General features: G+C 71.3%; 19 protein-coding genes. 8 read left to right on the top strand and 11 right to left on the bottom strand.

Annotated elements, in window-relative coordinates:
- Positions 1-150: 150 nt before the first annotated feature.
- The gene (locus ACWENQ_RS03985) at positions 151-4,629 is read left to right on the top strand and encodes an HAD-IC family P-type ATPase (RefSeq protein WP_452412825.1); all 4,479 of its coding nucleotides are present in this window, start codon (positions 151-153) and stop codon (positions 4,627-4,629) included.
- A 240-nt stretch (positions 4,630-4,869) separates the two neighbouring features.
- On the opposite strand, the gene ACWENQ_RS03980 is transcribed toward ACWENQ_RS03985, so the two are convergent.
- Together ACWENQ_RS03980 and ACWENQ_RS03975 are read right to left on the bottom strand one after the other, a co-directional pair.
- Positions 4,870-5,196: a hypothetical protein gene (locus tag ACWENQ_RS03980; protein ID WP_452412824.1), complete on the bottom strand. Its 327-nt coding sequence runs from the start codon at positions 5,194-5,196 to the stop codon at positions 4,870-4,872.
- 59 nt (positions 5,197-5,255) lie between these two features.
- On the bottom strand, positions 5,256-6,113 hold the full coding sequence (locus tag ACWENQ_RS03975; protein WP_452412823.1) for a TetR/AcrR family transcriptional regulator: 858 nt from the start codon (positions 6,111-6,113) through the stop codon (positions 5,256-5,258).
- Positions 6,114-6,498: 385 nt separating this feature from the next.
- Between ACWENQ_RS03975 and ACWENQ_RS03970 the strand changes: the two genes are divergently transcribed.
- Positions 6,499-7,137: a hypothetical protein gene (locus ACWENQ_RS03970; RefSeq protein WP_452412822.1), complete on the top strand. Its 639-nt coding sequence runs from the start codon at positions 6,499-6,501 to the stop codon at positions 7,135-7,137.
- Between the two features lie 399 nt (positions 7,138-7,536).
- On the opposite strand, the gene ACWENQ_RS03965 is transcribed toward ACWENQ_RS03970, so the two are convergent.
- Positions 7,537-7,833 (bottom strand): hypothetical protein, encoded by a 297-nt coding sequence (locus ACWENQ_RS03965; protein ID WP_452412821.1) that lies wholly within the window; start codon positions 7,831-7,833, stop codon positions 7,537-7,539.
- A 268-nt stretch (positions 7,834-8,101) separates the two neighbouring features.
- Between ACWENQ_RS03965 and ACWENQ_RS03960 the strand changes: the two genes are divergently transcribed.
- Positions 8,102-10,240: an alpha-L-fucosidase gene (locus ACWENQ_RS03960; protein WP_449916475.1), complete on the top strand. Its 2,139-nt coding sequence runs from the start codon at positions 8,102-8,104 to the stop codon at positions 10,238-10,240.
- A gap of 64 nt (positions 10,241-10,304) precedes the next feature.
- On the opposite strand, the gene ACWENQ_RS03955 is transcribed toward ACWENQ_RS03960, so the two are convergent.
- The 6 genes from ACWENQ_RS03955 to ACWENQ_RS03930 all read right to left on the bottom strand — a co-directional run bounded on the left by ACWENQ_RS03955 (position 10,305) and on the right by ACWENQ_RS03930 (position 15,298).
- Positions 10,305-11,042 carry a dienelactone hydrolase family protein gene (locus tag ACWENQ_RS03955; protein WP_449916477.1) on the bottom strand — a complete coding sequence of 246 codons (738 nt, stop codon included), beginning with the start codon at positions 11,040-11,042 and terminating at the stop codon, positions 10,305-10,307.
- A gap of 219 nt (positions 11,043-11,261) precedes the next feature.
- Positions 11,262-12,122 carry a DUF899 domain-containing protein gene (locus ACWENQ_RS03950; protein ID WP_452412820.1) on the bottom strand — a complete coding sequence of 287 codons (861 nt, stop codon included), beginning with the start codon at positions 12,120-12,122 and terminating at the stop codon, positions 11,262-11,264.
- A 225-nt stretch (positions 12,123-12,347) separates the two neighbouring features.
- Positions 12,348-12,728 carry an ArsR/SmtB family transcription factor gene (locus ACWENQ_RS03945; RefSeq protein WP_452412819.1) on the bottom strand — a complete coding sequence of 127 codons (381 nt, stop codon included), beginning with the start codon at positions 12,726-12,728 and terminating at the stop codon, positions 12,348-12,350.
- Complete coding sequence (locus ACWENQ_RS03940; protein ID WP_354913142.1) at positions 12,718-13,149, bottom strand: SRPBCC domain-containing protein; 432 nt, start codon at positions 13,147-13,149, stop codon at positions 12,718-12,720. Before ACWENQ_RS03940 ends, ACWENQ_RS03945 begins: the two co-directional genes overlap by 11 nt.
- Positions 13,150-13,248: 99 nt before the next feature.
- On the bottom strand, positions 13,249-14,394 hold the full coding sequence (locus ACWENQ_RS03935) for an epoxide hydrolase family protein (RefSeq protein ID WP_452412818.1): 1,146 nt from the start codon (positions 14,392-14,394) through the stop codon (positions 13,249-13,251).
- Between the two features lie 229 nt (positions 14,395-14,623).
- Entirely contained in the window at positions 14,624-15,298 is a 675-nt protein-coding gene (locus ACWENQ_RS03930) for a YqeB family protein (protein WP_449916487.1), read from the bottom strand.
- A 310-nt stretch (positions 15,299-15,608) separates the two neighbouring features.
- Between ACWENQ_RS03930 and ACWENQ_RS03925 the strand changes: the two genes are divergently transcribed.
- From ACWENQ_RS03925 to ACWENQ_RS03905, 5 genes are all read left to right on the top strand, one after another.
- Positions 15,609-16,658, top strand: a complete 1,050-nt coding sequence (locus tag ACWENQ_RS03925; RefSeq protein WP_449916489.1) for an NAD(P)-dependent alcohol dehydrogenase — start codon at positions 15,609-15,611, stop codon at positions 16,656-16,658.
- Between the two features lie 81 nt (positions 16,659-16,739).
- Positions 16,740-18,569 (top strand): glycoside hydrolase family 15 protein, encoded by a 1,830-nt coding sequence (locus tag ACWENQ_RS03920; RefSeq protein ID WP_452412817.1) that lies wholly within the window; start codon positions 16,740-16,742, stop codon positions 18,567-18,569.
- Positions 18,566-19,960, top strand: a complete 1,395-nt coding sequence (locus ACWENQ_RS03915; protein ID WP_452412816.1) for a glucose-6-phosphate dehydrogenase — start codon at positions 18,566-18,568, stop codon at positions 19,958-19,960. Before ACWENQ_RS03920 ends, ACWENQ_RS03915 begins: the two co-directional genes overlap by 4 nt.
- Positions 19,961-20,153: 193 nt before the next feature.
- Positions 20,154-21,137 carry a GlxA family transcriptional regulator gene (locus tag ACWENQ_RS03910; RefSeq protein ID WP_452412815.1) on the top strand — a complete coding sequence of 328 codons (984 nt, stop codon included), beginning with the start codon at positions 20,154-20,156 and terminating at the stop codon, positions 21,135-21,137.
- 81 nt (positions 21,138-21,218) lie between these two features.
- Complete coding sequence (locus tag ACWENQ_RS03905; RefSeq protein WP_452412814.1) at positions 21,219-21,827, top strand: cysteine hydrolase family protein; 609 nt, start codon at positions 21,219-21,221, stop codon at positions 21,825-21,827.
- Between the two features lie 6 nt (positions 21,828-21,833).
- On the opposite strand, the gene ACWENQ_RS03900 is transcribed toward ACWENQ_RS03905, so the two are convergent.
- Positions 21,834-23,318 (bottom strand): serine hydrolase domain-containing protein, encoded by a 1,485-nt coding sequence (locus ACWENQ_RS03900; protein ID WP_452412813.1) that lies wholly within the window; start codon positions 23,316-23,318, stop codon positions 21,834-21,836.
- Positions 23,319-23,639: 321 nt separating this feature from the next.
- Complete coding sequence (locus tag ACWENQ_RS03895; RefSeq protein WP_452412812.1) at positions 23,640-25,442, bottom strand: DUF5107 domain-containing protein; 1,803 nt, start codon at positions 25,440-25,442, stop codon at positions 23,640-23,642.
- Positions 25,443-25,669 lie beyond the last annotated feature (227 nt).

Genomic DNA, 25,669 nt, shown 5'->3' with positions numbered 1-25,669 from the left:
CCCGGCCCCGCGCCGGGGAGGGGGAGGAGGAACCGATGGCCGTCATCCCGGCACTCCCCGCTCGCGCACATCCGGGGTGAGCTCCGTTGCCCCGTGATCCCAGCGAGCCGCGCGCTCTCGCGGCTCGACGAACCGTTGCCGGGAGGGTGTATGGCATGGCTCGGCCTGCCCTCGGTTGACACGCTGCTCGACCTGGTCCCCGAACCGGTGCGCGGCTTCATTCCACGACCTCGCCGGGTACAGCCGTGCGCGGGCGGGGTCCGCATCGAGTTGCGGCGCGTCGGCGGGCCGGGAAGCGAGCGGTTCGCGCGCGCCCTCGAGGAGCGGCTGCGCGCGGTGGGCGCCGGGCGCGCCGAGGTGAACGGGGCGCTCGGCTGCGTGTTCGTCGGGTGCGACATCACCACGGTCGACATGGACAAGCTCCTGGCGCTGGTGGAAGAGCTCGACACGGACGGGCGGACCCCTGGCACGACCGCGGACAAGACGGCGGACGGCAGTGCGGACGGCAGCGTGGACGGCAGCGTGGACGGCAGTGCGGACGGCAGCGTGGATGAGAGCGCTGACGACAGCGCGGAGGAGGGGCCGGCGGCCACCCGCGTGCTCGACGGCGTCGAACAGCAGGCCCGCGCCGCGGTCAGCCTCGGCCTGCACCTCGTCGGAGCCGGAGTGGCGCTGGCCGGCCAGGCCGCGCGCCTGCCGAGGCTGCACGCGGCGGTGCCGCCCTTCCTGGCGCTGGCCGAGGACACCCCGCGGATCCGCCACGAGCTGGAGCAGCGCCTCGGCAAGCACGCCGTGGACACGGTGCTGACCGCGACCAGGGTCGTCTCCCAGACGCTGGCCGGGCGGCCCCTGTCGCTGCTGGTCGACGCCGTCGCCGCGGCGGGCCGCTACGTCGACGCGCGGGCCGGGCTTCGGGCCTGGGCGCTGCGCGAGGAGGGGTTCGCCGCCGAGCAGGGCGCCTACCGCCATCTCAGGACAGCGGCGACCGCCCGCCCGGTTCCGCTCCCCCACGGGCCCGTCGAGCGCTACGCCGACGCGGCCAGCGCGGCCTCGGTGGTGGCGCACAGCGTGACCACGGCCATCAGCCAGGACCACCAGCGGGGACTGTCCGTGCTCATCACCGGGGCGCCCAAGGCCGCGCGCCTCGGCAGGGACGCCTTCACCAGCGCCGCCCTGCGTGCCCTGGCGGGACGCGACACGATCGTGCTGGATCGCCACGCGCTGCACCGCATGGATCGCATCGACACGGTCGTCCTGGACGCCGACGTGCTCGCCTCCGGCGCCTGGACGGTCGACAGCGTCGTCCCGCTCGCCCAGGACGTGGACACGGACGACCTGCACGCCAGGCTCTACACCCTGCTCGACCTGACCGATCCCGCGGCCAGGTGCGAGCACGACGGGTGGACCGCCGTGCCGTACGAGGAGGCGGAGGGGCCGGTCGCGGCGGCCGTCGGGCCCGCCCGCCTGGCTGAGTGGCGCGAGCAGGGGATCCGGGCCGTCGTGGTGGCCGAGCGTGAGGTCCCGCGGGCCCTGGTCGGCCTGGCCAGGGAGTTGCACCCGCTGGCCGAAGCCGTGGTCGCGGCGCCGGACGGCGTCTGCGAGGTGGTCCTGGCGGGCGGGGACACGGGCTTCGCCCGCCGGCTCGGTGTGGAGCGGACCGTCGCCGGCGGGTCCCGGCTGGCCGCCTCGGTCCGCGCGCTCCAGCTCGAGGGGCACGCCGTGGCCGTGGTGTCCCAGCGCGCGCGCCGCGGCCTGAGCCAGGCCGACCTGGGCATCGGGGTGCTCGGACGGCCGCGGCGGGTCCCCTGGGACGCGGACGTGATCGGCGAGCTCGACGGGGTGCACCTGCTGCTCCAGTGCCTGCCGTACGCCAGGAAGGCGAGCACGCGAAGCGTGCGGGTGGCCGCCGCGGGAGCCGTCGCGGGGGCGGGACTGGCGTTCCTGGTGCCGCAGCCGGTCGCCGTCCGGCAGGCCCACCTGGTGCGCGACTGTACCTCCCTGGCCGCGCTGGTCGTCGGGGAGTGGGCGGGACGTCACATGGAGCGCCGGCTGCCGCCGATCCAGGCCGACCACACGCCCTGGCACGCCATGGCGGTGCGCGACGTGCTGGCCCGGCTGCGCACCTCGCCCGGCGGCCTGACCGAGGCGGAGGCGGCCCGGCGCCGCCGGAAGGCGCCGCGACGGCAGGCGGCCGGCCCGACGTCCCTGGTGGGCGCGTCGCTGCACGAGCTGGCCAACCCGCTGACTCCGGTCCTGGCCGCGGGCGCCGGCCTGTCGGCCGTCGTCGGCTCGGCGCTGGACAGCGTGCTCATCGGCGGCGTGATGGTCGTCGACGCGCTCATCGGCGGCGCCCAGCGGCAGGGCGCCGACCGGGCGCTGCGCCGCCTCACCGAGGCCACCGCCGTGCGGGTACGGCTGCGCCGGCCCGGCGGCGGCATGACGGGCGTCGCCGACGACCTGGTGCCGGGGGACGTGATCGAGCTGCGGGCCGGCGACGCCGTACCCGCCGACTGCAGGCTCATCCAGGAGACCGGCCTCGAGCTGGACGAGTCGGTCCTCACCGGCGAATCGCAGCTCGTCGCCAAGACGGCGGCGCCGACCGCGGCGCGCGCCGTCGCGGACCGTGCCTCGATGGTGTACCAGGGGACGACCGTCGCGGCCGGCCATGGCCTCGCCGTGGTCGTGGCCACCGGCGAGGCGACCGAGGCGGGCAGGACCGCCAGACTGGCCCGCGAGCGGCCGCCGGACAGCGGGGTGGAGCTGCGGCTTCGCGAGCTGAGCAGCAGGATCCTGCCCGCCGCGGTCGGCTCCGGGGTGGTCCTGATGGTCGTCGAGATGGTCCGCGGCTCGCGGCTGGCGCAGGCGGTGGCGCCCGCGGTGAGCATGATGGTGGCCGCGGTCCCCGAGGGGCTGCCGTTCGTCGCCACCGTGGCCGAGCTGGCCTCGGCCAAGCGGCTGTCGGCGCGCAACACGCTCGTCCGCAACCCGTCGACGATCGAGGCGCTGGGCCGGGTCGACGTGCTCTGCTTCGACAAGACGGGAACCCTGACCGAGGGGCACATCAGCCTGCGCAGGGTGTCGAACGGGTGGTCCGAGGAGGCACTGGAGGCGGCGACGCCGGCGCTGAGGGAGATCGTCGCCGCGGCGCTGCGCGCGGGACCGCGGTTCGGCGGCGGGCGGGCCATTCCCCATCCCACGGACCGGGCCGTGGTCGAGGGGGCCGCCCGGCTGGGGGTCACCGCGCGGAACGGGCTGGCGCGCTGGGAGCGGGTCGACGAACTGCCCTTCGAACCGGGGCGCGGCTACCACGCGGTCCTCGGCCTGTCGGAGTCCGGTCATCTGCTGAGCGTCAAAGGCGCTCCCGAGGTCGTGCTCACCCGCTGTGCCGACCTCGTCCGCGGGGGCCGGCGGGTCCCGTTGGACCCGGCGGCCAGGCGGGCGCTGGAGAAGGAGGTGGACCGGCTCGCGCTGCAGGGCTACCGCGTGCTCGCGGTCGCCGAACGGCCGGCCTCCAGCCGCGCCGACCTCGACGAGTCCCGCATCGAACGCCTTTCCTTCCTGGGTTTCCTCGGTCTGGCCGACCCCGTGCGGCCGACGGCCAAGCGCAGCGTGGAAGGACTGATGCGGGCGGGCGTCCGCGTGGTCATGATCACCGGTGACCATCCCAGCACGGCCGAGGCGATCGCCGCCGAGATCAACGCCCTGAACGGCGGGCGCGTCCTGACCGGCCCCGAGCTCGACGGCCTGGACGACGCGGCCCTGGGCGCGGCGCTGCCGGACGTGGCGGTCTTCGCCCGGGTCACCCCCGAGCACAAGGCGCGGATCGTGACCAGCCTGCGCCGGGCGGGAAGGGTGGTGGCCGTCACCGGCGACGGCGCCAACGACGTGCCGGCCATCCGGCTCGCCGACGTCGGTGTCGCCCTCGGACCCCGTGCGACTCCCGCCGCCAGGGCCGCCGCCGACATCGTCGTGATCGACGACCGGATCGAGACGATCATCGACGCGATCGTCGAGGGCAGGGCCATGTGGGGCTCCGTCCGCGACGCGCTGGGCATCCTGCTCGGCGGCAACATCGGAGAGATCGCTTTCACCCTCGGCTCGAGCCTGCTCACCAGGCGCAGCGCGCTGAACGCCCGCCAGTTGCTGCTGGTCAACCTGCTCACCGACATGCTGCCGGCGATGGCGGTGGCCGTCCGGCCGCCCGGCGCCGCCAGTCCGGAGGCGCTGCTGGCGGAGGGGCCCGAGGCGTCGCTCGGCGCCGCGCTGACGCGGGACATCTACCTGCGCGCGGCCACCACGGCCGCGGCGGCGACCGCGGCCTGGATCCTCGCCCGCATGACCGGCACCCGTGGCCGCGCGGACACGGTCGGGCTGGTGGCCCTGGTCGGCGCCCAGTTGCTGCAGACGCTGGCGCTGGGCAGCAGAGACCGGGTGGTGGTGCTGGCCTCGGTGTCGTCGCTGGCGGCGCTGGGTGTGATCGTCTCAGTCCCCGGCCTCAGCCAGTTCTTCGGGAACCGGCCGGTCGGGCCGCTCGGCTGGGGCATCGGGCTCGGGTGCGCGGCGCTCGCGGTGCTGCTGGCCACGGTGATCGAAAGCCTGGGGCGGAAACGTTCTGGACAGTTCACCTGACCGTCATCCGAACGACACCCGAACACGGAAATTTATAGCGAAATATGCCTATAACAGTGTCTTTCTCCATGTGAGGTAGCAAGTGTCTGATTTCTTGGCTTCCCTGCTTGCCAAGGCCGCCTTCATGCTCCTGGAGGCGCTGATCATGCGCCTCGTCCAGGCCCTGATCGCGTCGATGACCCGACCGGCCGGCCTCCGGCTCGCCTGACACGCCGGTCCGGCCAGAAAGCACCAAGCGGTTCACGGACTGCGATGACGCCCCACGATGACGTTCACCTTCGCCGCGAACCCGCCGATCCCGGAGCCGTACGTGCGGGCCAGCGCGTGGTCGGCATCCGCGCTGGAGGCGAGCAGCATCGCGTACGGCAGGTCCTCGACTGTGGAGCGGTCTCCCGAGCGCAGGTTCGCGATCGAGGCTCGGCCCTGCGCCGCGTACCGGACGTCCTCGCGGGGTGACCTCGACCATGTCGGCTGGCATACCTGCTTGAGCACGATGTACGCCGTCATCGTCTTGGAGAGGCTCGCCGCACGCGCCGATCGGCTTGCTTGCTGAACCGGACGTCGCATCGACTCATCATGCCCCGCAGTGGACCGCGTCCTTGAATGGTCTCCAGCTTCGGCCTGCGTCAGGGGGTCTTCTGCGGCGGGATGAGCAGACGGTCGAGCAGGAGGTGGAGGTACCTGCGGAAGTCGATGGAGGCTTTCCGATCATCGGGGCCGAGGCGGTTGCCCTCGTCGTCGAGTACGTCGCCGCAGCAGAAGCCTTCGACGCACCAGACCATCGTCCAGAGGACGTATCTGAAGTCGGGAGCGTCGTCGATGTGTCCTGCCTCGAGGGCGGGCTGGATGCTCTTGTGGATCTGGGCGTGCAGCGGCCAGACGTAGCGACGCTCGAGGTCGGTGACGTCCTGGGCGTCGAAGAGGCTGCGGTGCGCCCAGAGTGCGGGGATCTGCGGGTTGGCTTGGCAGAAGTCCAGATAGCTGTCGGCCAGCGCATGGATCATCTTGGGGGCGTCGGCGGGGGACAGCGGAGTGAATCGGGCCATGACCGCCTCGATCGCAGCGCGATCAGCCTCGTGGGCACGTTCCATGATGGTCAGGTAGAGGTCCCGCTTGCTCCCCAACAGGGAGGTCACCTTGGCGACGTCGAATCCGGCGGCCTCCGCTATCTGCTGAAGGGAAGTCCCGTCATATCCGAGAGCCGCGAACATGCGGGTCGCAATCTGCAGGATCGCCTCGCGCTGGCCATCGGCAGCAGAGGTCATGAATCGGACGGTATGAATGGAATCCGGCATGGTCAACCATTTGACAGGCAAGGGCAGGCCATCTGCCGGCCAGTTCGTGGAGAATCGGCAACAGCCCAGCGAAGCGAGCGCGTTCGTGACGGCACCGCGGTCGTTGTAGTCGCCGATGTTGGTTCGACGGCCTCTCCGGTCGTAGCCGTGCATCGGCGCATCGACGGTGGCATACCAGGCGTTGACCATCCCGGTGAGGGTCCCTGACACGCTTGCCCGGCGGCGGCTGTTTCGCCGCCGCGGTGGAAGCGGACGCTCGGCTACCGGGCAGGTTGACCTGCTGCCCGCCGGGACGCACCTCGCCCTGCGGCTCCGCGGTGAACAGCCCGGCGATGCCGTTACTCACCCAAGAGGCAACCTGGGATATGAATCCTGCCTCGTGGGGGTGACAGGTACCACTGGAAGAGGCGGCGAGCGGCGGTCGGAGCCAACACTCGCGCCAGGAGGGCCAGGGCGGCGGCATCCGTTCCCTCATGCTTGGGCATGATGTTATGCGCCCAATGACGGTAGGTTTATGGCCTTGTCGAACCGTTGTCCAAGACAGGCGTGGCCTCACAGCGGGCATGGAGATGGAATGCATGAATTCATGAGAGGCATGGCCCCCTTGAGCGTTGCCGCGGTAATCGCTGTCGCGGCGGGCTGCGGACAGCGGGACCTCGTCGTCGCAAGCGGCTCCCCTACGTCCCCGGGCGCCAGGACTGGAGGCATGTCTCCTCAGCCCACGATCACCGCGCCTCGTGCGAAGCGCTCGGCCTACTCCTTCGAATTGCAGAAGAGCGACTGGAGCGACACAGATGCCAGCTCTTATAACGCACAGACAGAGCTCGCCGACGGTCGGCGGGTGGCGATGTTTTATGCCGCCGACAAGGGTCTCATGGAGCAACACTTCGATCCAACAGATGGCGGATGGACCAGGCCCGTCTTGCTTTATCGAACGAAGGAACACCCGTGTCAGGGCATCGAATTGGAGGCCAAGGCGGGAACGGTTGCGGCTGTTGCCAACTGGGGAACCTATTGTTTTGACGGCGAACCCCCGCAGGAGTCCGTTGCCATAGTCGGCGCGAGCACACTCGAAAAGTGGGATACGCACCTTACCGAAGGCTTCGACGGCTGGGAGAAGTGCTCCATATCGAGTGACGGTGACGTTGTCATGTTTGTCAACGAAGCCTGGAAAAAAAGCCTTAGGTGGAGTCGATCCAAAGGTTTTTCGTGAGCAAACCCTTTTCATCCTTGTCGAAGGCGGGTGCGTGTCCCCGCTGGTGGTCATGAACTGGCCGCCGGCGGGGGACTGGTCGCCGTCGGGCAAAGATCGCGGACGGCCGGATACAGGCAGGCCTCTTGGGGTCCCGGTAGCAATGAAGCCTCTGACCTGCGGCGATCCCGGACCCTATGGCTAGAGAGCGTTGAAGGCGGGGGTCTGGCGGATGTCAGCACGATCTTGGGCCTGTGCACGCAGGGCGTCTACCACGGTCCTGCGACGGCTGCTCAGCACCAGGGAGCCCCCTGGAAAGCTCACCTGGCGCGTGAGACCTCCATGCCCTCATCGCCTGGGCCGCAGATCAACCGATCGGATACGCCCTGGCGATCATCGTCAAGCGACCCGGCGATGCACTCATGCAACCGCGAAATGACGTCCCGCCGCGGTGGGCGACACCCTCCGCAGACCGCCCGAACTCATCACCTCCGGCAGGACCATCAGCCCGACCGCATTCACCACCAGGGCGGTAACCGGCTCCGGCGCCCAAGCGACCGCACCGCGACTTTGGGCGTTCGGTAACCAAGCCGGCGCCGGCCGCTTGACGTCCAGGAAGAGTTCGTCGAGGGCGAGGCCCTTGCCGATGTCGGCGACCAGGGTGGCGCCCTGACGGCTGATCCGTCCCGGGGCGAGCCTGCGCCCGCCGCTGAGCACGACCCGCTCGCCTGCAAGGCGCGAGGTCCTGGAACGCAGGGAGCAGACGGCCCGCTCGCGGCGCCAGCGGCGCGAGCAACGACCGCCAGGGCTCGCCGTCATGCACCGGGGCCTCCCGTCGTGGGACGACTCTCGTTTTGACCTGACCCCCTTGTGAAGGCGATAACACGGAGGTTACTTTTCATCCGATCAATCAACGTCTGGAGCCCCCCACATGAGGCGAAAACTCCGCTTAGCTCCTGCCATCAGCCTCCTTCTCATCGGACCTATGTGCGTCACGCAGCCGGTCGCCGCTGACACGCCGCCCGCGTACGAGCCCACGGTGGAGTCACTGAACAGCCACCCGGTGCCCCGATGGTTCAATGACGACAAGTTCGGCATCTTCATCCACTGGGGCGCCTACTCGGTGCCCGCGTGGGGACCGCGCGGCAGCTACGCCGAGTGGTACTGGAACTACATGAACGCGCGCGGGAGCGCGACGAACGCCCACCACAAGGCCACCTACGGCCAGGACTTCGACTACGACACCTTCCTGCGGCAGTGGAAGGCGGAGAAGTTCGACGCGGCCGACTGGATCAAGCTGTTCAAGGACGCCGGCGCCAAGTACTTCGTCCTCACCTCCAAGCACCACGAGGGCATGGCCCTGTGGGACAGCAAGGTCAGCGGGCGTGACAGCGTCGACCTCGGGCCGGGCCGCGATCTGGCCAAGGAGCTGTTCGACGCGGCGCGCAAGGACGAGGCCAAGCTGAAGGCCGGCTTCTACTACTCGCTCTACGAGTGGTACAACCCCGCCTACACCGGACGGCCGGCGACCAACCCCTACACGGGCGCGGCGATTCCCTACACCGGAGCGCCGAGCGGGGTCGACTACGTCAAGGACTACATGCTCCCGCAGATGCGCGAGCTCATCGACGGCTACGACCCCGACATCATCTGGTGCGACGGCCAGTGGGAGAAGCCGGCCTCCTACTGGAACACCGCGGGGGTGCTGGCCGACTACTACAACAAGGCGGTCAAGAGCGGCAAGGAAGTCGCGGTCGCCAACCGGTGCAAGATTCAGAGCGGCAACCTCGACAGCCCCGAGCTGGACTTCCAGACCCCTGAGTACACCGTCAAACCGGACATCGACCCGGTCAAGTGGGAGTCCAGCCGCGGCATCGCGCACTCCTACGGCTACAACCAGAACGAGCCGGAGGAGGACCACCTGACCTCCGACCAGCTCGTGGACTCGCTCGTGGACATCGTCAGCAAGAACGGCAACCTGCTGCTCGACATCGGCCCGAAGGCCGACGGCACGATCCCCGAGATCCAGCGGCAGCGGCTGCTGGACATCGGGGCCTGGCTCAAGGCCAACGGCGAGGCGATCTACGGCACCACGTACTGGAACCGGGCCGAGGAGAAGGGCGGCCCCGACGACGTCCGCTACACGGTGAAGGACGGCACCCTGTACGCCACGGCGCTGACCTGGCCGGGCGAGCAGCTCACACTGGGCGCCGACCTGCCGGTGAACCACAGCACCCGCATCACCATGCTCGGCTCCGGCGCGCCCCTGTCGTGGAGCCGCGACGAGCGGGGCCGCGTCGTGGTGGACACGCCGGAGCAGACCGGGAAGCACGCCTACGTCTTCAAGATCGAGACGCCGGGCGTGCGCAGCCTGCTGCGCACTTCCTCCAGCCTGGCCAAGGAGATCGCCGCCGATCAGACGATCACCGGTGAGCTCACGGTCACCAACCCCGGCAAGCGGCACGCCCCTGCCACCGCGCTCTCCCTCACCGCGCCGCGGGGCTGGACGGCCACGCTCGGGGCGACCGGCGTGCGCCCGCTCGGCCCCGGCGAAAGCGTGACCGTGCCGATCAGCGTGAGTGCCCCGGCGGGAACCCCTCCCGGGGAGTACCCGCTTGAGCTGCGCCAGCGCACCGGACGCTTGGAGACCACCACCACCCTGCCCCTGACGGTCAACCGGCCCAACCTCTCGCTCGGCAAACCGGCCACGCAGAAGAGCACCGGCTACGACGCCCCGGCCTCCCGGGCCGTCGACGGCGACACCGACGGCAACTGGGGCGCCGGAACGACGACGCACACCGCCGAGCCGGAGAAGCAGGCCTGGTGGCAGGTCGATCTCGGCGCCTCGGCCGCGCTCGACAGCGTGGACATCTGGAACCGGCTCGACTGCTGCGCCGACCGGCTGAAGGACTTCTGGGTGATGGCCTCCGACCAGCCGTTCACCACCGACGACCTGGACCAGGCCCGCACCGCGCCCGGCGTGACCGCCGTGCACGTCAGCGCCCAGGCCGGGTCGCCGAGCAAGATCAAGCTGCCCGAGGGCACCAGAGGCAGGTACGTCAGGATCCAGCTCGCCTCGCCGTCCAACCCGCTGTCCCTGGCCGAGGTCCAGGTCAGAGGCTAGGACCCGGCTTCGTCAGGACCGAGCGGGCGGGACCGGCCTGTCCGCTCGGTACGGCCGGCTGGTCCTACCGGTGGTCGGCGACGTAGGTGTCGAAGAAGGCGAAGGTGCGCTGCCACGCGTCGTCGGCCGCCGGGCGGACGAGGCCGTGACGCAGCGGGAAGGCCGCCAGTTTCGCCACCGGGTGATGGCCGTCGGTCATGAACGAGTGACCGGCGCTCGGGTAGATCTCGACGTCGTGCTCGATGCCGAGCGCCCGCATGTGCTCCTGCAGCCGCGCGCCCTGCGACCGGAAGCCCAGGTCACGGCCACCGTAGGAGCCCACGACCGGACACACCGACCGCAGCTGTTCCTGGTCGCGGGGAACCACGCCGTAGTTCACCGACACGGCACGCACACCGGGCGGCGCGCTCGCCGCGTACGCGAGGGCGAACCCGCCGCCCATGCAGAACCCGATCACACCGAGCCGGTCGCCGTCGACGCCGTCGTGGCCGGCCAGCCATTGCCGGGTCGCGTCGATGTCGGCGGCCGGACGGCCCGGCCTGCCGGTCGCGAGCTGGTGCATGGCCCGGGTCAGGCACCCGATCCTGCTCCCGTGGCTGTACAGATCCGGCAGGACGGCCGCGTACCCATGGGCGGCGAACAGGTCCACGACATCCAGCATGTCCGGTTCGACGCCGTAGGCCTCGTGCACGACCACCGCCCCCGGCCATCCGGCCGCCGGTGCCGGCCCCTCCGGCAGTGCCACCGTCGCGGCCAGCGAGCTGCCGTCCGGTAACGGGATGCGCGCGTGTTGTCTCCTCATGGGCAGCCCTCCGCCGACCCGGTCACAGGAGACGTAACGTAACAGGTCGTCTCGGGTGCCGCGGAAGGCGGGCTTCGGCGGCCGCACCGTCATGTCGCTTCACACCGGCGGTCGACGCGCGGCCGGGCGTAGCCCCTGCGCCGACACGGTCTCTTCGGCGTCGGCCACGGCGCCGGAGCGGTCGACGACAGCGGGACATCGCCGCCCGGCCCTGGCCGCTCATTCCGGACAGCAGCACCCCGCCGACCCGCTGGATCCCGTCGTGCCCTCGCCCTTCGCGACGCTGGGCCGCGGCCGGGAGCCGGTGGAACCGGGGTCGGTGGAGCCAGGGCCGGTGGAACCGGGGTTGTCCTTGCCGTCGTCGCCGGTGCCGGTGGCCGCGGCGATCTTGTCCAGCCATCCCTGCGCCGGCCCTGCGTCGTCGTACTCGTCGTGCCAGTTCCACCACTCGTACGGCCGGCTCTGCGGGTAGCCCTCGGGTGAGTCCTCCCACTCCTCCTGCCGCCCGAGCGCGGTCATGTCGAGGTAGCTCCAGGTGCTGCCCAGCGCCTCGTCCCCGCGGTTGTTGATGAAGTAGGTACGGAACACGCCGTCGCCGTCGCGGATGAACGCGTTCGTGCCATGCCATTCGTCCACGCCGAAGTCGGCGTCGAACGCGTCGGTCATGGTGTACCAGGGCATCGTCCAGCCCATCCGCGCCTTCACCCGTTCGATGTCCTGCTGCGGCGCGCGCGAGGCGAAGACGAGCGTGGTGTCGCGGGCGTTCAGATGCGCGAGGTGGGCGACCTGGTCGGCCACCAGGGAGCAGCCGCGGCAGGCGTGGTCGGGCCAGCCGAACACGCCGGGCTCGAAGAAGGCGCGGTAGACGATCAGCTGGCGACGGCCCTCGAACAGGTCGAGCAGGCTCGCCCTGCCCCCGGGCCCTTCGAAGGTGTACTCCTTCTCCACCGCCAGCCACGGCATCCGCCGCCGCTCCGCGGCCAGCGCGTCCCGGGCGCGGGTCATCTCCTTCTCCTTCACGAGCAGCTGCTGTCGCGCTGCCTCCCACTCCTGCGGCGTGACGATCGGTGGGGTCTTCATCGTGCTCTCCTCCTTCTGGTTCGGGCCCACTCTCACGGGCCGAGCACGCGAGCCGCTTTCACCGCCCCTGACGGGCCGCCGCCTCTTCGGCGGGCAGGCGCGGGCGGTCGCGGCTCTCGGGCCGCCCGCGCCGGTGGTGATCAAGCCCTGCGGGCTGCTGTCGATGGAGAAGCCGAGCCAGGGAAACCTTCCCAGGGAACGGCCTCCGTCACCCGGAGCCCGTGATCAGGCCTGCTGTCCCCTTTCGCGGGATGGGGCTGTGGCGGGCCCGCCGGCGTCCCGGTCGAGGTGGTCCTTCAACGCCTCCAGCGGGCTGTCCCAGTCGCGCGCCAGCGCGGCCAGGAACTGCTGGGCCACCTGCATCGGCGCGGAGCGAAGCCGGTAGCGCACCCGGCGCCGCTCCCCTGGCTCGGCCGTGACCAGACCCACCTCGGCCAGCAGGGCCAGGTGCTTGGCGATCGCCTGCCGCGTGATCGGCAGCCGATCGGCCAGGTCGGTGGCCGTGGCCGGCCCTCCTGAGGCCAGCGCGGCCAGGATGGCGCGCCGGCTCGGGTCGGCCAGGGCGATGAAGACCTGTTCGGCGACCGCCTCGACGTCAGGCGGCATCGAGGTATTCGACAAGCTCACCCAGCTCGCTCGCCCACCCGTGGGTGTTGGAGTCGTACGCCTTGCGGTAGGCGTCCTCGGGCAGCTGGGCGAAACCGGTCTCGACCACCGTCAGCCGCGTGCCCGCGCCGACCGGTTCGAGCGTGAACTCGACATAGGTACGGCGCGGATCGTCCTCGGGCAGCCCGTGGATGTGCCAGGTGAAGCCGAAGACCGTCGGCTCCTCCACCCGTTCCACGCGCAGGTCGACCGTGGCTCCGCCGGCCCACCTCAGCTGGGCCGGCCCGCCCGGACTCAGGTCGATCGTCGCCTCGTCGCCGAACCAGGAGCCGAGACCCTCGGCCGTGGTGAGCGCCGCCCAGACCTTGCTCGGCGGGTGAGCGACCTCCAGGGTCCGCTCGATGCGATCAGGAAAACCCATGAGACCCTCCCACAAGTAGCAACCGAACAGTTGCGACACTATAGCAATCGACTGGTTGCGTCAATGGGCGCCCCGAGGGCGGCCGACCGTACGGCCGGGCTAGGCCACGTGCCCGTCGAGGCCCGCGAAGAACGTCCGGATGTCGGCCGCCAGCGGATCGGGGGCCGCCATCGCCAGCATGTGACTGGGGTGCTCGTGGTCCTCCCAGTGCACGATGTCGTTCCCGCGCTCGGCGATCCGGCGGAAGGCCGACGGGCCGCCGTGGGAGACGCCCGTCGGCACCACGTTCTGGTCGATCGGCATGCCCGCCGCGCCCTCGTAGTAGGTCCACGACGACGACCCGCCGGTGCCCGTCAGCCAGTACAGGCTCGCGTTGGTGAGCACCAGGTCGCGGTCGATGGGCTCCCGGGGCGCCGCCCCGTCGGGCCAGCCGTCGAACTCCTTGAACCTCTCCACCAGGTAGGCCAGCTGGGCGACCGGCGAGTCCGCCCAGCCGAAGCTGAGCGTCTGCGGCCGCGCGGCCAGGTAAGGCGCGTAGCCGCTGCCTCCCGCGCCGCTCAGCATGCCGGCCAGCCATTCCACGCTGGCCCGCTCCTCCTCCGACAGCCCCTCGAGTTCGGCCGGGTCGCCGGTCGGCATGCCGACGCCGCCGGTGATGTGCACCCCGACCACCCGCTCCGGGGCCAGCGCGCCGAGCTGCGGCGAGACCAGCGCGCCCGCGTCGTTGCCGTGGACGCCGTAGCGCTCGTAGCCCAGCCTGCTCATCAGCTCCGCCCACGTGCGGGCGACCCGCTCGATGCTCCAGGGCCGCTCGTCCGCGGGCTCGGGGAACGGGGAGAACCCGAACCCGGGCAGCGAGGGGGCCACCACGTGGAAGGTCTCCGACAGTGGGCCGAGGAGGTTCGTGAACTCGGCGATCGAGTTCGGCCAGCTGTGCGTGATGAGCAGCGGGAGCGCGTCAGGGTCGGCGGACCGGACGTGGAAGAAGTGAACGGTCTGCCCGTCGATCTCGGTGGTGAACTGCGGGAACCGGTTCAGCTTCGCTTCCTGGGCGCGCCAGTCGTATTCCCCCGCCCAGCACTCCACCAGGTCCTTGAGGTACGGCACGGGCACCCCGCGGCTCCACTCGGCGCCCGGCAGGCGGCTGGGCCAGCGGGTGCGGGCCAGCCGGTCGCGCAGGTCGTCCAGGTCGCCCTGCGGGATCTCGATGCGGAAGGGCCGGATGCCGGTCACGTCGTGCGTCATGAAGCCCAAGCTAGACGGCACTGCGGAAAGGTTCTTTCCGCAATCGACCGCTGAATCCGGCGCCTGCCCACGACACCCCCGGCACCCTCACACCCGGCATCCCGCACCCCCGGCACCTCCGGCACCTCCGGCACCTCCGCCCCCGGCACCGCTGGCACCCCCGGCACCCGCACGACCGCGCCGGCGCCCTAGGAGTTCCGCGGCCCAGGTGCCGCCCATCGGTCGGAGATCACATGCGCCAATACTGTCGTTTGTCCCTGTCTCTCACGACGACGCCGAATCTGGCCAGTTCCTTGCGCAGCTCCCGGGCGTCGCCGCCCTTGTCCGCCTTCAGCGCCTTGGCCCGGGCGGCGAGGACGGCGTTCGCCCCGTCGGGGAGGCCAGAGGCGCCGGGCACCCAGAGCCGGTAGGCGTCGTCGTGCGGGTCCGCGTCCGCCCAGCCGTACCCGTGCTTGGTGAAGGCCCTGGACAGGCGTTTCGCGCTCAGGTCGGTCTCTTCCCTCGCGGCCTCCCCGCCGTGGTGGCCGAGCAGGACGAGTTGCTTGCCGTCCTTGAACGCCAGGGCGATGTCACCCCGCTCGACCACCTGGGTCTCGTCCCTGGTGGAGAGCGTCACCTGGGTGTCGGAGACGGTGACCGTCAGGGATTCGTGCAGGGCGGTGAGGCCCAGCAGCAGGCCCGCCAGGGCGCCCACGGCGACGACGCCGACGGTGAGCCCCGGTTCCGGGAACGAGTTGAGCAGCTTGGCCGGGCCCTGGAACGGCGCCCAGGGCAGGGACACCAGCCATCGCGCGAGCAGCTTCACCACCCAGCCGAGGACGGCGCCACCGGCGACGCAGACCAGCATCACGATCAGGGCGGAATCGGCGACGACGGTGGCCTCTGGGTCTTTACCGGCTTTCACGTCATCTGTAGATACCGCCAGCCGAGGCGCGTTGTCCGGCGCATGCCCCGATCGGCGACCAAAGTCCGGAAATCAGCGACTTAAGGAGGGTCGGCGGCACCGATCAGGGGCCGTACGCCGCGAGATCGTGGGCACCCTTGCGCGATCCGTCCGTCATGGGTCTTTTGTCCACATAAGGACTAGTCCTTGCTGGAGCCCCGCTTCCGCCCCCCTGGCAGGGGAAGGCCAGATATCAGCCATGTCGCCGGGGTGTCAGGACGATGCCGGCGGCGTTCGGGGAGTGATCATGACAGGACGAACCGGGGGAACCATGAAGGCGTTCGTGATGAAGGAGATCGGACGCGTCGGCTTCATGGACAAGCCCATACCGCGGCCCGGCCCGCTGGACGCCGTCGTACGGACGACCACCGCCCTGATCTGCACGTCGGATTCCCACACGGTCAAGGGCGGCATCGGGCCCCGCGAGAACCTGACGCTCGGCCACGAGGCGGTCGGCGTGGTGCACGAGGTCGGAGAGGAGGTGCGGACCTTCCGGCCCGGCGATCGTGTCCTGGTCGGCGCCATCACCCCTGACTGGGGCGATCTCGCCGCTCAGAACGGGCATCCGTCACAGTCCGGCGGACCGCTCGGCGGGTTCAAGTTCGCCAACTCCAAGGACGGGGTCTTCGCCGAGTATTTCCACGTCAACGAGGCCGACGCCAACATGGCGAAGATACCCGGAGAGGTTTCCGACGAGATGGCGGTCTACTGCGCCGACATGCTCTCGACCGGATTCATGGGCGTCGAGAACGGCCATCTGCCGCTGGGCGGGACGGTGGCCGTTCTCGCTCAGGGCCCGGTCGGGCTCATGGCGACCGCGGGAGCCAGGCTCTGCGGCGCCGGCCTCGTCATCGGGGTCGAATCGGTCCCCCGCCGCAAGAAGCTCGCGCAAACCTACGGGGCGGACGCAGTCGTGGACTTCACCCAAGAGGATGTCGTCGAGCGGATCCTCGAACTGACGCAGGGCCAGGGCGTGGACACCGCCATCGAGGCCCTCGGCGCGGACGCGACCTTCCAGACCGCGATCAAAGTCACCAAGCCCGGCGGGACGGTGTCCAACACCGGCTATTACGGTGAAGGCGAATTCGTGCGCATCCCCCGTGTCGAATGGGGAGTCGGCATGGCCGAAAAGACGATCACGACGGGCTTGTGCCCAGGCGGCCGGCTGCGCATGGAGCGACTGCTGCGAATCCTCCAGACGAAACGGCTCGACCCAACCCACATGACGACCCATTCGTTTGATTTCGAGGAGATGGAGCGGGCCTTCGAGGTATCGGACAAGAAACTCGAGGATGTCGTGAAGGTGCTGATCACCTTCTAGGACCGCGACCGGGCGGCGTTTCGCCCTCGCAAGCAGCGGTGCCCTCCGACGGCGCGTCGTACGACGAAAGAGGAACCTGGCATGCTCGATCCCGATCCATCGTTCCGCCCGATCCGCCGGCGGGAGGGCTACCTGCCGCTGGAGGATCTCGGCCTCATCGGGGACGGCACGACCACGGCGCTGGTCGGCCTGGACGGCTCGATCCGGTGGCTCTGCCTGCCCCGCTTCGACAGCGAACCACTGCTGTGCGGCCTGCTCGATCACGCACGAGGTGGGCACTTCACGCTGACGGTGGAGGATCTGCGGGAGGCCCGGCAGCGCTACGAACCTGACACCGCGGTGCTGGTGACCGAGTTGCGTGGCCCGAGCGGTTCGGTGCGGATCACCGACGCGCTGGCGCTGCGTGCCGGCGCGGATCTCAGCGACGACGCGGGCGCGAGCCGGGCTGAGCTCGTCCGTTCCGTCCAGGTCCTGGACGGGACCGTCCGCGTGTCGGCGGAGCTGCGGCCCCGTGGTGGCGCACAGACCCGGCTTCTGGGCAGCGGCCTGGAGGTACAGGCGTCCCGGCGGCCGGACCTGCGCCTGCATCTGCGTTCCAACCGTCCCCTGACCGGCCTGCACACCGTCCACGACCTGGAACAGGGCGATCGCCTTGATCTCGTGCTGTCCTGGGGTCGTATTCACCGCCACCACCGCTTCGACCCCGAGGCGATGCTGCGAGAGACCGCCGAGGCGTGGCGCCGGTGGATGAGGAACTGCCGCTACAGCGGGCCGGAGGAGCCGCTGGTCCGCCGCGCCGCGATCACGCTCAAGCTGTGCGACGACTGGGTCAACGGCTCGCTGGTCGCCGCCCCCACGTCCTCGTTGCCCGCGCCGATCGGTGGCGTACGCAACTGGGACTACCGCTACACCTGGATCCGGGATGCCGCCTTCGCCGTGTTCGCACTGCGCCGCATCGGCTTCGACGGCGAGGCCGACGCCTTCCTCGGCTGGGTCCTCGACGCCTTCGAACAGAGCCGCCGGCCGCGGATCATGTACAGCCTCTGCGGCGATCCCGTACCTGAGGAGATCCAGGACGCCGACCTGGAAGGCTACCGGCGTTCCGCTCCGGTGCGATGGGGTAACGGCGCGGCTGATCAACGCCAGCACGACGTTTACGGCGAGGTGCTGGACTGCGCCGACCAGTGGCTGCGCTCCGGGGGTGAGATCCAGCCCGCGCTGTGGACCGGCCTGGCGGAGCTGGCCGACGCCGCTGTGAGTGCGTGGCGGCAGCCGGACCAGGGCATCTGGGAGGTACGCAGCGCGGGCCGCGTCTTCACCTACTCGGCCGGGATGTGCCAAGTGGCCCTGGACCGGGCCGCGTCGATCGGCGAGCGGCTCGGCCTGCCCGGCCAGGTCACGACGTGGCGCGCCACGGCCGGCAAGCTGCGTCAGCTCATCCTGGACCAGTCCTGGAACGAGGACGTGCGGTCCCTGGGCGAACACCTCGACGGCAGCGGCGGGCTGGACGCCAGCCTGCTCGCGCTCCCGCTGCGAAGGGTCATCCCGGCCGACCACCCGCGGATGGCGGCCACCACCGCGGCCATCGCCGAGCGTCTGTCCGCCGGCGACGGACTGCTCTACCGCTACCTGCACGACAACTCGCCCGACGGTCTGCCCGGCGACGAGGGCGCCTTCGTGCTGTGCAGCTTCTGGCTGGTCGAGAACCTCGTCCTGCAAGGCCGTGTCGAACAGGCCGAGGAACTCTACGCGTCACTGTGCGCCCGGGCCGGCCCGCTCGGGCTGCTGCCGGAGCAGATCGACCCGTCGACGGGCACCTTCATGGGGAACTTCCCCCAGGCGTTCAGCCACATCGGCGTCATCGCCGCCGGCGTCCGCCTCGCACGAGCGAAGGAAGGGATGATGACGTGATCAACAGGCTCGTCATCTTCGGCGCCACCGGCGACCTCAACGCGCGCTACCTGCTCCCGGCGCTGGCTGCCCTGCGGACAGCCGGGCACCTGGACGACGGCTTCCAGCTGACCTGCGTGGACCGGGCGGACTGGACCGACGAGGGGTTCCGGCGCTGGGCGGCCGACCAGCTCGGCCGGCACGACCTCTCCTCCCCCGCCGACGCCAGGAAGGCGATCGTGGAGTCCGCCCGCTACCTGCGGGCCGACGCCACCGACGTCACCGACGTCGCTGCGGCCATCGCCGGCGACGGTCCCGTGGCCGTCTACCTCGCCCTCCCTCCAGCGATCTTCCCTGGCACGGTGGCGGCTCTGCGCGGCGCGGGCCTGACACCGGGCAGCCGGATCGTGCTGGAGAAGCCGTTCGGCGAGGATCTGGACAGCGCTGTGGCGCTGAATCGGCTGCTGTCGGAGGTCGTGCCGGAGCAGGCGGTGTTCCGTGTCGACCACTTCCTGGCCATGACGACCGTCCAGAACGTGCTCGGCAGTCGGCTGGCCAACCGTGTGCTGGAGCCCATCTGGAACAGCGCGCACATCTCCGAGGTGGAGATCGTCTGGGACGAGACCCTGACGCTGGAAGGCAGGGCGGGCTACTACGACGGCGCAGGGGCGCTGAAGGACATGTTGCAGAACCACCTGCTCCAGGTGCTGTGCCTGGTGGCCATGGAACCACCGCTCAGCCTCGGCGAGCGTGACCTGCGCGACCGGAAGATCGACGTGCTGCGCTCGGTACGCCGTCTCACGGACGACGACGTCGTGCACCGTACCCGCCGCGCCCGTTACCTGGCCGGCCGCGTCGGCGACCGTGACGTTCCGCCCTACGCCGAGGAAGAGGGCGTGGACCCACGGCGAGGTACCGAGACCTTCGCCGAGGTGGAGCTGGAACTCGAAAGCTGGCGCTGGTCCGGCACGGTCTTCCGGCTCCGCACCGGCAAGGCGCTCGAACAGGACCGCAAAGAGGTCGCGGTACGGTTCCGGCCCGCACCACACCTGCCCTTCGGCGACAGCGAGCACGCGCCCAACGTGCTGCGCTTCGGGCTGGAGCCGGAGAGCATGACCCTCGCGCTGACCGGTGTCGGTCCCGGCGGCCATGCCCTTGCCCCGCTCACCCTCACCGCACAGCTGGAGGCCCCCGATCTGCCCGCCTACGGCCGGCTGCTGCTGGACGTCCTGCACGGCAACGCCGCCCTGTCCATCCGCGGCGACGAGGCCGAGGAGTCCTGGCGGGTCCTCGCACCTGTCATGTCGGCCTGGTCCAGGGACCTGGTCCCGCTTCTCGAATACCCGGCCGGATCGGACGGGCCCGCCCGCCCCCAGGAGGTCAGCCCGGCGGGGGCCCGGTCAGGCCGGTGAGGAGTACCTGATGCCATCTCTCCAGGCGGCCTGCGCATCGGCCGATCATCGGCATCGCCCAGACAGGTAGCGGCCTCGTTCCCCGGCCGCTTCCCGCCGCTGAGCCGGACCCGAGCGACGAGCTGCGGCGATGTCCGTATGTGACAGATAACTGTCGTTGCGGCCACTCGGAGGGGCCGGTAACAATCTGCTCATGTCCACCGCGCACCGCGTCGTCATCGCGCTCTTCCCGAACGTCGACCTGCTCGACGTCACCGGCCCGGCCGAGGTGTTCGCCCTGGCCAACCGGATCGGTGGCCGCGCCCTGTACGACGTGCGGCTCGCCGGGCCCCAGGGCGGCCAGGTCACCACGGCCGCCGGGGTGCGACTGGTCGCGGACCTGAGGTTCGACGAGGTCGGCGACGAGGTGGACACCCTGCTGGTCCCGGGCGCCGTGGACGTCACCCCTGACGGGCCGCGCGCCCTGACGGACGCCGAGGTGGTGGCATGGGTGCGGCGGATCGCTCCCTCCACCCGCCGCGTGGCCTCGGTGTGCGTCGGCGCGCACGTCCTGGCCGCGGCGGGGCTGCTGGACGGCCTGACCGCCACCACCCACTGGTCCACCGCCGCGCAACTGGCCGCCGACCACCCGGACGTCACCGTCGACCCCGATCCGATCTTCGTACGGTCCAGCGGCCGGGTGTGGACGGGCGCGGGCATCAGCGCCTGCCTGGACCTGACCCTCGCGCTGGTGGCTGAGGACCATGGCGAGGAGACGGCTCTGGCGGTGGCTCGCGAACTGGTCATGTACCTCAAACGCCAGGGCGGTCAAAGCCAGTTCAGCGTGCCCATGGCCCACGCCGCCTCCGGCCGCCGCGACATCGACGACCTGCGCCTGTGGATCGGCGAGCACCTCGCCGAGGAGCTCACCACGACGGAACTGGCGGCACGGATGGGGCTGAGCCAACGCCAGTTCACCCGCGTGTTCCGGCAGAAGACCGGCACCACCCCCGCCGCCTACATCGAGTCCGCCCGCGTGGAGGTGGCGCGACGGCTGCTGGAGACCACCGACCTGCCGTTGCCGCAGGTCGCGGCCGACAGCGGCCTCGGCTCGGTGGAGACCCTGCACCGCGCCTTCCGGCGCCGCCTGGGCACCGGCCCCGGCTCCTACCGCCGCCGTTTCCACACGGTGGCCTGACCCCCGTTCATCCCGTTCACCCGTTCACCGCGCGCCCGACGGCGGCGTGAGCCTGCCCGAACCCCGAGAGGAAACCCCGCCATGAGCACCACCGTCTCCCCCACCCTCCGTCAGGTCATCGGCCTGCCCACCGACCCGGTGCGCCTGGCCGACGCGACCCTCGTCCTGATCGACTACCAGAACACCTACACCACCGGCGTCATGGCCCTGCCCGCCGCCGATCGGGCTCTTGCGGCCGGCGCCCGCCTGCTGGAGCGCGCCCGCGCCGCCGGATCCCGCGTCGTCCACGTCGTCAACGACGGCGGTCCCGGCACTCCCTACGACATCCGGGCCGAGATCGGCGCCATCAGCCCACAGGTCGCGCCGCGCGAGGGCGAACCGGTGGTGGTCAAGACGTTCCCTGACGCCTTCCACCAGACCGGCCTGCACCAGGTCCTGACCGACCTGAACGCCGGACCCGACCTGATCCTGGCGGGCTTCATGACTCACATGTGCGTCACCTTCACCGCGCAGGGAGCGTTCAACCTGGGCTACCGTCCCACTGTCGTCGCCGACGCCTGCGCCACCCGCCCGCTTTCCGGCCCCGGCGGCGCGCCGCTGTCCGCCGCCGCCCTGCACGCCGCCGCCCTGACCACGATCGGTGACCTGTTCGGCGTGGTGGTGCCCACCGCCGATGCCCTGCCCTCCTGACCGACGCTAGCGTGCCGTCCACGCCACGAGTACGGCCGAGGCGGCGCAGGCCCACAGCAGCAGCGAGGCCGCCGTGGTCACCCAGCGCAGTCGCGGTGTCCTGGCCAGGGGCAGCCGCGGCGCCCTCACCAGCCCCACGGCCGCTCCGGCGGCGAGCGACACCGCCGCCAGGACCCACAGCCCCGGCCACACGACGGCCCAGGCGCCCAGCATCCAGGTGATCGCGAGCAGCACCAGCCCGCGCCAGGTCATCGAGATCAGCTTGAGCCGGTCGGGGAGCGGCAGCATGGGGCGCTTCCCGCGACGAACGGCCACCTCCGCGGTGCGGGCGACGGCGAGCAGGCCCAGAACCGTGATGGCGATCAGCGGAAGCCCGCCGGCGAGCGGGTCGGCGTGGGCCGGCGTCCGGACGCCGAGCAGTGCCTCACCGATGTAGGCCACCGAGGCGGACGAGTTGCCCAGGACGACCACGCCGCGCCCGCTGCCCCGGTCGAGGCCGACGTAGCTGGAGAAGCCGCCCGTGCTGCCGTCGTGCCAGGTGATGGCGCCGGTGGTGCGCCAGCCGTAGCCGATGAAGTCATCGTCGGCGATCTTCCAACGCGGCTCGGTCGCGGACGCCCCCGGCGCGTCGCCCGCGATGGTGGCCGCCAGGTAGCGGGCCAGGTCCTCGGCCGTGCTCCAGCCGCCCGCGCCGGTGGGCGCGTACCCCTCGCTGGGCCAGGGGTCCGCCTCCAGGCCGGAGGTGAGGTAGCCGTGCGCCCGCTGCTCGGGCAGGCGCGCGCTGTCGCTGATCAGGACCGTGTCCCGCATGCCCAGCGGATCGAGGAGACGCTCGCGCAGCAACGCTTCGTAGGTGGTTCCCGCCCGCGCGGCGAGCGCATGGCCGAGGAGGGCGAAGCCGTGGTTGGAGTAGGCGATCTCGCCCCTGCCCACGGGGACCGTGCGCGCGGCGTCGCCGACCACGCGGGCGGTGCTCTGCCCGCGGTAGGGGTTGCCGCCGGTCTCGCCGGCTATCACCGACGAGATGCCGAACGAGGCAGGAAGGCGCGGAACGCCGGAGCGGTGGCCGGCCAGCTCCTCCAGCGATGTCGCCGCCACCGCGGTGCCGCGCAGGGCCGGAACGACCTCGGCGAGAGTGGTCCGCGGGCGGACCTCCCCCCTGTCCACCATGTCGGCGAGGACCATGGCGGTCATGGTCTTGATGACCGACCCGAACTCGAACAGGGTGCGCGAGGTCACGGGCTTCCCGTCTCGCAGGCGGTCGGTGCCCAGTCCCGCGGTCCTGACGGAGCCGTTCTCGATGCGAGCCACGGCCAGTCCGACGTGGCCGGCCGACGGCAGTGCCGCGTGCCGTACCGCTCCTGCCAGCGCCGGATCACCCGTTGTCTGCGGGCCGAGGTGCGGGCGGGCGGGTACGACCAGGGTGGCCAGCAGCGCCGCGACGGCGGCCGACACCGCGACGACGAGGACGCTTGTCCGTTTCCGGATCACAGGGTGTCCACCTCCGGCCGTCGCCCCCGGGTGCGCGTCACCCCTGCGGAGATCGCGGCCGGCCCGGACGACGGCGGGACGACGTTGCGGGAGGGATGCCAGGCGGGTCCGTCTGGTGGGGCGACAGGGCCCGCCGCGAGGAAGAGCGAGAGCAACGACGACTCCTTGGTTCGAACGATCGAAGCTCACGCTAGGAGCCGCCCATCGCCCGTTCCTCCCCACCGTGGACGATCATCGTCTCCTTCCTGGGGCCAGGAGCCGGACCATCCGGTAGTGCCCCGCTCCCACGACGTGGCCGGGTCGCGGACAACGGCTGCGCCGCTAGCTCATGCGGAAGTCGTATTCCGCCGGGAGGTCGCGGTCACCGCCGTGATAGGCGGACCACAGGTCGTCCAGGGCGTCCTCGCCCTCGCGCAGGTCGGGCACGACCAGGCCCTCCTCCAGGATGCGGCCGGTCCGGTCGCGGTCGCCCGCGGCCAGGGCGGCCTGGGCCTCCAGCAGGCGGATGCGGCCGTGGGCGCGGTCGCCGGGGGCCAGGCCGTCGACGAGCGTCAGGGCGTCGGCCGGGCGGCCGGCGGCGATCAGGGCGGACAGGGCCTCGACGGTGAGCGGGCGTACGGCGGGCGCCAGCGTGTGCGCTTCCAGGAGAAGGACGGCCGCGGCCGGGTCGTCGCCGTCGATGCGGTGGGATTCGGCGAGCGCCCGCAGGACCAGCGGATGGCGCCGCTCGGCCAGTGCCCTGCTCCAGGCGTCCGTGGCCTGGGCCCGGTCACCCGTGGCCCACAGGTTGAGGCCCAGATGGTAGAGGCCGTGCCAGTCCGCCGCCGCGCGCAGCAGGCTCAGCCAGTGCGGTCCGACCACGCACACCGCCTCGCCCGGCAACCGGCCCTCGTCGAGGAGGGTCAGCCACGGCTCCTGTTCCTCCCCGAGCGTGTCGTCGGGGAACGGCGTGACCGCCGATGCCGGCAGTTCCCCGGCCCTGCGCTCCAGCGCCCCCCATCCGGATCCGCGGTGGACGGCCTCGGCGACGGGACGATCGGCCCACGCGCCGCCCGCGTGCCCCTGGGCGGCGGTCCGGGTCCGGGCGAGTGTCCCGGCGGTCGCCTCGACGGCCGCGCGCGCCTGGTCGTAGGGGGCGTGGGGGTCGGCGAGGGTGAGGGGGCTGTAGGTCTCGGTCCAGGTCCAGGTGTTGCCGCCGGGGAGGGGGAGGTGCTGCAGCTGGGTCCGCGCCAGGCCGGCCTGGATCTCCAGGTAGGGAGCGTGCGGGCCGGACAGCCAGCGCTGCCAGTGGGCGCCGCCGGGAGAGGTGCCCCAGCCGAACAGCTTGCGGCCCTTCAGGCGGGAGGTGGAGGTGTGCAGCAGGCCGTGGCCTTCGCCGTCGACGGCGGCTATCCAGGGGGTGTCCGACGTGACGTGGAAGAAGTAGTCGGCGGCCGCGCGCCAGGTGCCGGGATAGCTGGCGTCGGGGTCGCCGGGGTAGGCAACGGTGGTCAGGCGCTGGGTGTATCCGAAGTGATCGGCCTGGGCGGCAGGGGCGAGGACGCGAGTGCCGGGCGTCTGCGGGACGGCGATGTTGGACCACCAGTAGACGGGTACGGTCTCCCGGCGCGGATTGCGGACGGAGACGGACACGACCAGGGCGGGAGAGCCGGGCGGGAGGCCGACGTCGATCTGGACGACCAGGCCGCGCAACCGTTCGTACTCGTACAGCCGCAGCACGGGGTACGGCGCCTCCACCCAGGCCGCGTGCAGCGGGTCGCAGGTCAACGCCCAGTGGCCGGTCGTGCCGAGGTTCCACTCCACGCCGCCGGCGAACCACGCGTCGCGCAGGGCGAGGTTGGCCGGTTGGATCACGGGATTGCGGTGCAGCAGTTCCCGGCCGGTGGCGAGGTCGACCAGCGACCACAACCGCCCGCCGAGGCCGGGCAGGAACACCGCCCGCAACCGCTCGTTCTCCAGCGTGACGGCGGGCACCTCCCGCTCGACCGGGTGCCGCCCGTAGGAGTCGCGCCTGCCGTACGGGAGCATCGAGGGCGGGTGCCCGAAGTCGGTGACGGCCACGGCGGGGGGCCGCAGGATCGGCAGCGCGCTGACCGGCCCGGGGTCGGCGATGGTGAGCTTCATCCGGACGTCCGCCCTTCGCGCAGAACGTTTTAAGAAGATCCGGTGCGAACGGTAGAGACCGCCCGGCGGGTCTGTCAACGGCGCCACCGGTGCGTATAACGGTCCGAATACGAGTCATTGACGACAGGTCTGTGCACCGGCAAGTGACGTCATGCCCCCGGCCCGGCGGACGGTGATCCGCTGGGCCACCGAGGTCCGCCCGCCGACATGCTCCCTCGAGCCTGCCG

Source organism: Nonomuraea sp. NPDC004354, assembly GCF_053602555.1.
This window is presented reverse-complemented; position numbering and strand designations above follow the sequence as displayed.